General features: G+C 70.5%; 6 protein-coding genes. 5 read left to right on the top strand and 1 reads right to left on the bottom strand.

The window, feature by feature from the left end:
- A partial coding sequence (locus V7E09_RS12950) for a hypothetical protein (RefSeq protein WP_324523500.1) occupies window positions 1–281 on the top strand: 281 nt, incomplete at its 5' end.
- Here the strand turns inward: V7E09_RS12950 and V7E09_RS12945 are convergent.
- Window positions 271–2,844 (bottom strand): PEP/pyruvate-binding domain-containing protein, encoded by a 2,574-nt coding sequence (locus V7E09_RS12945; RefSeq protein WP_324523499.1) that lies wholly within the window; start codon window positions 2,842–2,844, stop codon window positions 271–273. The genes V7E09_RS12950 and V7E09_RS12945 overlap by 11 nt on opposite strands.
- Window positions 2,845–2,923: 79 nt before the next feature.
- Here V7E09_RS12945 and argG point away from each other — a divergent pair, with 79 nt between their 5' ends.
- The 4 genes from argG to V7E09_RS12925 all read left to right on the top strand — a co-directional run bounded on the left by argG (window position 2,924) and on the right by V7E09_RS12925 (window position 8,023).
- Window positions 2,924–4,354: an argininosuccinate synthase gene (argG, locus tag V7E09_RS12940; RefSeq protein ID WP_324523498.1), complete on the top strand. Its 1,431-nt coding sequence runs from the start codon at window positions 2,924–2,926 to the stop codon at window positions 4,352–4,354.
- The gene (gene manA / locus V7E09_RS12935; protein ID WP_324511904.1) at window positions 4,355–5,551 is read left to right on the top strand and encodes a mannose-6-phosphate isomerase, class I; all 1,197 of its coding nucleotides are present in this window, start codon (window positions 4,355–4,357) and stop codon (window positions 5,549–5,551) included.
- Window positions 5,552–5,679: 128 nt separating this feature from the next.
- Window positions 5,680–6,990, top strand: coding sequence for an MATE family efflux transporter (locus V7E09_RS12930; protein ID WP_324511903.1), 1,311 nt, complete (start codon window positions 5,680–5,682; stop codon window positions 6,988–6,990).
- Window positions 6,991–7,108: 118 nt separating this feature from the next.
- A complete protein-coding gene (locus V7E09_RS12925; RefSeq protein ID WP_324511902.1) occupies window positions 7,109–8,023 on the top strand; it encodes a universal stress protein in 915 nt (304 codons plus the stop codon).
- The last annotated feature ends 174 nt before the right edge of the window (window positions 8,024–8,197 follow it).

Genomic DNA, 8,197 nt, shown 5'->3' with positions numbered 1-8,197 from the left:
CCACCTGGTTCTCCCCGAATCCCGAGGCGTTGTTGATGATCCAGGTCATTCCGGCGGGCCCCGGCATGACCTACCTCGCGCACGCCCCCGAGCAGATCCCCGCAACGGTCGCCGAGGCGATCGGGGCGGGTGGTTTCGCTCGGACTTACGCCGACTACTGCCTCATGTACGCGTCGGTGGCCGACCGTGCGGGAGCGATCGCGGCGCTGCCGCAGGTGTCGGGCATCATCGACGACGGCCTCACGGAGACCTACGTCACCGCCTTCGTGCTCAGCCGCTGACGCCTCCGCCGCGCAGGCACACCACGCGACGCGTTGCGGAGTCGGAGGCCAGCAGCAAGTCGTCGAAGCGAGCGACATGGACGACCTCCAGCAGGCCCGTCTCGATGTCGGCGACCAGTTCTGTGAGGACGTTGGGGCGGTGCACGGCGACCTCGGGGCGGAAGATCACCCCGGGGCGGGTGTCGAACACGGCGGCGTAGAAGATCCCCGTCTCGACCAGGTCGGCGAAGAAGTGGGAGCCGTAGCTCAGCTCGGGCAGGAATCCGCCCCCCGCGTGGGTGGCCTCGACCAGCGCAGCCGCCCGATTGATCTCCGCGAACCGGACCGGAACCCCCAGCGAGGCGGTGGTCGTGCCCCAGCGGCCGGGGCCCACCAGTGCGAAAGAAGCCTCCGGCAGCGCCCGGTTGAGCTGCCCGATCAGCCGGGCCACCCCATGCCGTTGGCCTTCCGACAACCCCAGATAATGCTGGGCCTGGACGGTGACGACGTGGCTGAGGGGCAGCCGGACGTTGCCGCCCATGAAATCGTCACACGCGAACAGCACGTCATCGCGGGCCGTGATCTGCGGCATGGCGACGGCGGGGCCCGGCCCCCGGGTCTGCAACGGGCGGCACTGGACGATCGCCACCTTGGGCGTCCCCTCTGCGGTGAGGTTGCAGGTGAACTCGATGTCGACCGGGTAGTCGTAGGCGTCCTCCAGGACGGCCAGGGCTTCGCGCATGACGGTGGGGAAGCCGGTGTGGTTCAGCAAGCCGGCGAAGTCGGCTACCACCGGGGGATGCTCGCTGCGGCGCCCCCGCTCGGCGAGCCGGCGGAGCGCGACCGTGTCCGGGCTCACGAGAAGCGACCACGGGGCGGATACGTCGGTGCGGACCACGTCGGCCAAGGAGACACTGGTCAGCCGTCCCGCTGCCAGATCCAGCACATCGACCCGCCGCTGCCCGCCTGCGGACAGTTCCTCGGGGTCGGCCAGCCGGCGGTGCCGCGGGTCGGCGAGAGCCACCAACCGGGCGTGGTCGGTCCCGGTCCGGTCGACGGCCCGGGTGCCCAGCCCGACCACCAGGCGCAGCATCCCGGCGTCGGGGTCCAGACTCGGGTCCGGGGTGTAGAGGTTGTCGGAGTTGCCCACCCCCGCGGCGTGCGGGAAGAACAGTGGACCGTGGTGGTCCCCGCTGACCCGCATGATCAACACCGCCATCTGCTCATCCGCCTCCGCCAGGCCCCGCGTCTGCCGGTAGACCAGGGCGTCTTCGTTCATGGCCGAGGCGTACACGGCGCGGACGGCGTCCTCCAGCGCGTGGAGCCGGTCCTCGGGCGAACCCTGGTTGGCGAGGAAGAAGCTGTCGTACTTGCCGGCGAACGCGTTGCCGTAGTTGTCTTCCAGCAGCGAACTCGACCGGACGATGATGGGTGACTGGCCCAGATGCTCCAGGGCATCGACGAAGGCCTCCCGCACCGCGGGGGGAAACGTGCCGGTGGGCAGAAGCGTCCGCAGTTCCGCCCCCGCGGCGAGGAACCGGTCGGGGGAACGCTGCTCCAGGCGGTGACGCCACCACCCGTTCGACACCAGATAGCTGTAGAAGACGTCGGCGCCCACATGAAACGAGTCATGCGGCTCGAGATGCTCGGCGAACCGGGCCTGCGGATCGCGCAGCAGGATGGCCCGGGCGGTCAGCATGCCGATCGCCTTGCCGCCGATGTGACCGGTGCCGATGCTGCGGGAGGCCGCCACGAGCAGGTCCGGCAACGTGAGATGGCGCCGAGCCAGGGTGCCCAGTTTGCCGTCGTCGCGGCCCAGGAGGGCGTCGGCCAGGGACGCGTGCGCGCGGCCGGCGGCGGGACCGCCTTCCTCCAACGCGTCGTAGGACGCCTCCACCAGGCGCGTCCAGTGGTCGGGACGGCGCCGGATCCGATCGCGTCGCGCCGACAGCCGGATGGCAGCCGTCGACGAGGTGACCGGGACGGCGGCGTCCCCGTCGATGCGATGCGGGTAGAACATGGTGGGGGAGGACCGGCCCTCGACCTTGAGCGGATGCACGTGGACGACGTCGTCGAGGACGTGGAGGTCCAGCAGCACCTGGGCCGTGTCGCGGATGCCCGCCACGGTGGCCGCGCTGACCTCGCCGCGCAGCAGCGGGAAGGCGGCGATGGTGTCGAGTTCGTAGAGGAACGGGCAGGTCACCTGGAAGAAGTTGGTGACCATCAGATCCGAATGCCACGCGTCCAGCAGGGAGGCGAGCGAGTCGAACACGTAGAACGCCTCGCGGCCGTGGGCGGCGATCAGCGCGTGAACGGCCAACGTGAAGGGCTCGAATCCTGCGCGGGGATCGAGTTCGTGAACGTGGACGTCCTCACCGCTCACCAACGACGGATGCGTCGCGAACCGCACATAGACCAGATGCCGTCCCTCGGCCCGGGCTGCGGCGAGGAAGGGGGCCAGGACGCGGCTGAAATCCGCCAGGGTGTCGCAGTGCCACACCACGTTGTCGCCGATGCGCAGACCGTCGATGGCGGCGTCCAGTCCAGGGATGCCGGTTCCGGCGCGGCGTTGCGGGGCGACCATGGCCGAAACGCTACACAACGGCCCTGATCGCCTCACACACCCGAGATCGGGGCCTGGGGCGGTGCGGTTCGGCCCTAGGATGGGAGTCATGTCCAAAGTGCTGATGAAGCTCCCGGTGGGGGAGAAGGTCGGGCTGGCCTTCTCCGGTGGTCTCGATACGTCCGTGGCGGTCGCCTGGATGCGAGAGAAGGGCGCGATTCCCTACACCTACACCGCGGACATCGGCCAGTACGACGAACCCGACATCGCTTCGGTTCCCGGACGCGCCGCCGCCTACGGCGCGCAGGGGTCGCGCTTGGTGGACTGCACGGTCGAACTGGTCAACGAAGGTCTGGTCGCGCTCATGTGTGGCGCCTTCCATATCCGCACCGCGGGTGTGCCCTACTTCAACACCACCCCCCTGGGCCGCGCGGTCACCGGGACGATGCTGGTGCGCGCCATGCGCGAGGACGACGTCCACGTGTGGGGCGACGGTTCCACCTACAAGGGCAACGACATCGAGCGGTTCTACCGCTACGGCCTGTTGGCCAACCCACAGTTGCGGATCTACAAGCCGTGGCTCGATGAGGACTTCGTCGGCGAACTGGGCGGCCGCGACGAGATGAGCCAATGGCTCACCGACCGCAAGCTGCCCTACCGCGACAGCCAGGAGAAGGCGTACTCCACCGACGCCAACATCTGGGGGGCCACGCACGAGGCGAAGACGCTGGAGTACCTCGGCACCGGTATGGAGATCGTCGACCCGATCATGGGGGTGGCGTTCTGGCGCGACGACGTGGAGATCGCCCCCGAGGTGGTGTCGGTGGCCTTCGAGCAGGGCGTCCCCGTCTCGATCAACGGCACGACCTTCGCCTCGGCTGTCGACCTGGTCCGCGAGGCCAACACGATCGGCGGGCGTCACGGCCTGGGCATGAGCGACCAGATCGAGAACCGGATCATCGAGGCGAAGAGCCGGGGTATCTACGAGGCCCCCGGGATGGCACTGCTGCACATCGCCTACGAGCGGCTCGTGAACGCGATCCATAACGAGGACACGGTCGCCAGCTACCACAACGAGGGCCGCAAGCTCGGTCGGCTGCTGTACGAGGGCCGCTGGCTCGACCCGCAGTCCCTGATGGTGCGCACCTCCCTGCAGCAGTGGGTCGCCTCGGCGATCACCGGCGAGGTGACGCTCCGGCTGCGCCGCGGCTGGGACTACACCATCCTGGACACCACCGGCCCCGCGCTGTCCTACCACCCGGAGAAGCTGTCGATGGAACGCGTCGAGGACGCCGCCTTCGGCCCCGTCGACCGGATCGGCCAGCTGACCATGCGCAACCTCGACATCGCCGACACCCGGACGCGGTTGGAGCAGTACTCCACGCTCGGGCTGGTCGGCGGGGCGATTTCGGAGTTGGTCGGGGAACTCAGCTCCGGCGAGGCCTCCGCGATCACCACGGGCGCGGTGGGCGCCTCCGAGGAGATCGACGACGCCCAGTTCATCGCCGGCATGGAGGGTGGCACCGACTAGGTGTCGCACTCCCTGTACGGGTTGCAGGCGCCGACCCGCCCCTATGCGTGGGGGTCGGCGTCCGCTATTCCCGCACTTTTGGGCTTCCCCGTCACCGGGGAGCGCCAGGCGGAGATGTGGTTCGGTGCGCATCCCAGCGCTCCGGCCGTCGTCGACGTGGACGGGCACCCGCAGCGGCTCGACGAGTTCGTGGCCGCTCATCCGGACCTCGGTGGCGGGAAACCGCTGCCCTTCCTGATGAAGCTGCTGGCTGCTGACACCCCGCTCTCGCTGCAGGTCCATCCCGACCTCGAGCAGGCGCGCGCCGGGTTCGCGCGCGAGGAGGCGTCCGGGCGTGCTCCCGGTGACCCGACGCGCAGCTTCACCGACGCCAACCACAAGCCAGAGATCCTGGTGGCGATCACGCCGTTCGAGGCCTTGTGCGGGTTCGCGGCTCCGGAAGAGTCCCGGGCCGTCCTGACCGGCCTGCTCGGGAGGGAAGCCGAGCGGGGAACGGCGGCGGCGCTGCTGGACGCACTCGCGCTCCCGTCCACCGGGCGGGCGCTGCGTGCCGCGCTGGAGGTCATCCTGTCCGCGGACGGGGCCCTCGACCAGGCGACGCGCGCGGTGGTGGATGCGGCGCGCGCCGGCATCGGAGGGGCGGGCGCGGCGACGGTGCGGCGCATCGCGGACGCCTATGGCGCCGATCCCGGCATCCTGGTGGCCCTGCTGCTGCATCGGGTCGATCTGGCCCCGGGGGAGGCGGTGTTCCTCGGCGCGGGCAGGCTGCATGCCTACCTGTCTGGGCTGGGTCTGGAGGCGATGGCCGCCTCCGACAATGTGCTGCGCGGCGGCCTGACCAGCAAGCACGTCGACGTCCCTGGGCTGCTGGAGGTGGTGTCCTTCACACCGGAGGCGCCGGCGCGCGTCGTTCCCGTCGTCTCCACGTCCGGTGGCGTCACCGTGCACACGTATGTGGCCCCGGTGCCGGAGTTCGTCGTGTATCGGATCGATGCACAGGCCGGACGGCGCGTCCTGAGCGACCTGAGGGGCCCGGCAACCGTGGTCGTGGTCGAGGGATCCTTGACGTTCGAGGCGGGAACGGACGTGCGTCGCGTGGGGCGAGGCGGGGCCCTGTTCCAGGCCGCCGGTGCCACCTTGACCGTCGCCGGCAGCGGGCGTGCCTATCTCACCTCCGGTGGCGGTATCCACGCCTGACCCTCCCCCGACCGCTTACCCCCACGGCACCTGACGGTGGTCGAGGCGGAGTTCGCGCCGCGCAATCCGTGGGGCGGCGCGGGTGGACGTTCGGGTGATCCTGCCGGGCCATGGGGCATGCTGAGCGGGTGCCGCAACCCTCGCCGTCTCTCAACCGGGAGATTCTGGCGCTGGCCGTCCCCGCGTTCGCCACGCTGATCGCCGAACCGCTGCTGATCCTGGCCGACACGTTCATCATCGGCCATCTGGGGACCGCGGATCTGGGCGGGCTGACGCTGGCCTCGAGCGTGCTGGGGCTGCTCGTGGGGCTGTCGGTGTTTCTGGCCTATGGCACCACGTCGGTGGTGTCGCGCCGACTGGGCGCGGGCGACCGTTCGGGGGCGCTGTCCGGAGGCATCGACGGGATCTTCCTGGGGCTGCTTCTCGGCACGGTGTACGCGGCCGTCCTGGTTCCGGCGGCACCGCTGCTGCTCGGGCTGTACGGGGGCGCGTCGGACGTGACCGCGCTCGGGGCCACCTACCTCCGTGTCGTGGCGCTCGGGTTGCCGGCCCAACTGGTCATCCTCGCCTCGACCGGCGTGCTGCGCGGTTTGCAGGACACCCGGACGCCGCTGCGGGTCGTCGTCACGATCAACCTGCTCAACATCGCCCTCAACGTCCTGCTCGTCTACGGGCTGAACCTCGGCATCGGCGGGGCGGCGGCGGGCACGGCTGCCTCCCAGTGGGTCGGGGCGGCGCTGCTGTCCGGGGCGGTGCTCCGGGGCGCGCGGGCCGCCGGGGTGTCCCTGCGTTTTCGGCCGCACGGCGTGCTGGTTGCGGCGCGGCTCGGCGGCTGGCTGGTGATCCGCAACGCCGCCCTCAACCTGGCCCTGTTGATGACCACGCTCACCGCGACCAGCCTGGGCACCGTCGCGCTGGCGGCCCACCAGGTCATCAACACGCTCTGGACGACCGTCGCGTTTGCCCTGGACGCGTTCGCCATCGCCGCTCAGGCGCTGGTGGGCGTCCGGGTGGGGGCCGGTGACACCGCAGGCGCGCGAGGCGTCCTGGGCCGGGTCCTGGTGTGGGGCGTCGGGTTCAGCGTCGTCGTCGGCGGGGTCCTGCTGGCCGTGCGGGTCCCGCTGTCGGGGGCCTTCAGCCCCGATCCCGCGGTGCAGGCGCTGGTGCAGCAGACCGTGATCGTCTTGGCGCTGCTGGCCCCGATCGGTGCGGTGGCGTTCCAACTCGACGGCGTCCTCATCGGGGCAGGGGACGCGCGCTTCCTGGCGCTCGCGGGCCTGGGTGCGACGGCCGCCTACACGCCGTTCGTCGCGGGGGTGTGGGCCAACCATGCCGGGCTCGCCTGGCTGTGGGCCGCCTACGGGGCGTGGCTCATCGCCCGTTCGGTGCTGTTGTGGACGCGCACGCGCTCCGACGCCTGGATGCACGCCCAGGCGTGATCCGCACGGGGATGTGATTCCCCGATTCCCCGGGCGGCATCTGCTGCGACAACGTAGGATGAGCCGAAAGCGCCCGGTCCCGACGAGGCGGCCGGACGCCTGGAGAAGGGATCGTACGATGACCATCTCATTCGATGCCACGGGCGCCATCGTCGTGGGCACGGACCTGTCCGACCGGGCCCGCCACGCAGTCGACTGGGCGGCCGACCGGGCCGCCGATCTCAAGCGCCGCCTGATCGTGGTGCTGGCGTTGCCGGAGGTTCCCATCCCGAGTCGCAGTCGACTCTTCGACGCGATGGGCAAGGGCAACTACCCCGAGCACCTGCGCGCGCTGGCGCTGGAACGGCTGCAAGCGCTGCTGGATCGGGTCCGCGAGCAACACCCGGACCTGCAGGTGGAGACGATGCTGGACAAGGGGCTGGCGTCCTACGTGCTGGCGCAGTCCTCCAAGGTCGCCGACATGGTGGTGGTGGGGGCCCGGGGTGCCAACGCACCGATGAAGGTGCGGGCGCTCGGGGGCACCGCCGACGCCGTCGTGGCGTACGGGCACGGGCCGATCGCCGTGGTCACCGATCACGGCACCCCCACTGCGGGCGGCCCCGTCGTCGTCGGCTTGGACGACTCACCCGAGGCCGAGGCGGCGCTGCGGATCGCCGTCACCGAGGCAGTCCGGCTGGAGGTTCCGGTGCGTGCGGTGCACGCCTGGGATCTGACCCCCTGGATGGTGGGCCCGATGGGGGTGTCCTCGCTGATGGCGCTGCCCGACACCGAGAAGCTCGCGGAGCGGATCAACGACATCGTCGAGCCCTACCGGAAGCAGTACCCGGCCCTGACCATCGACGTCGATGTCGTCGAGGCTCGGCCCTCCGCGGCATTGGTCGAGGCCAGCGTGGGCGCCTCGGTCGTCGTGGTGGGTTCGCGGGGTCTGGGCGGGTTCACTGGCCTTCTCCTGGGATCGACGAGCAAAGAGGTCCTGCGCGATGCCGCCTGCCCGGTCATCGTGACCCGGGCTCCTGAGGTCGCCAAGCACTGACGCACGCCGCCGAGGCGCCCGGGCGGGTGCCTCGGCGGTTCGTCCGTAGAGTGAGCCTATGCACTGGAGCGAAGGCACCTGGACCCATGAGCCGACCGCGCAGGTTGTTGTGGGTGACGACCTGGTGGTGAGCGCCGCCGAGGGCTCGGACGCGTGGCGGATCACCTCCTACGG

The organism is Propioniciclava sp., from assembly GCF_036744435.1.
GTDB lineage: Bacteria > Actinomycetota > Actinomycetes > Propionibacteriales > Propionibacteriaceae > Propioniciclava.
Note: the sequence above shows the minus strand (reverse complement) of the source record. Positions and strands in the feature narration are given on the sequence as shown.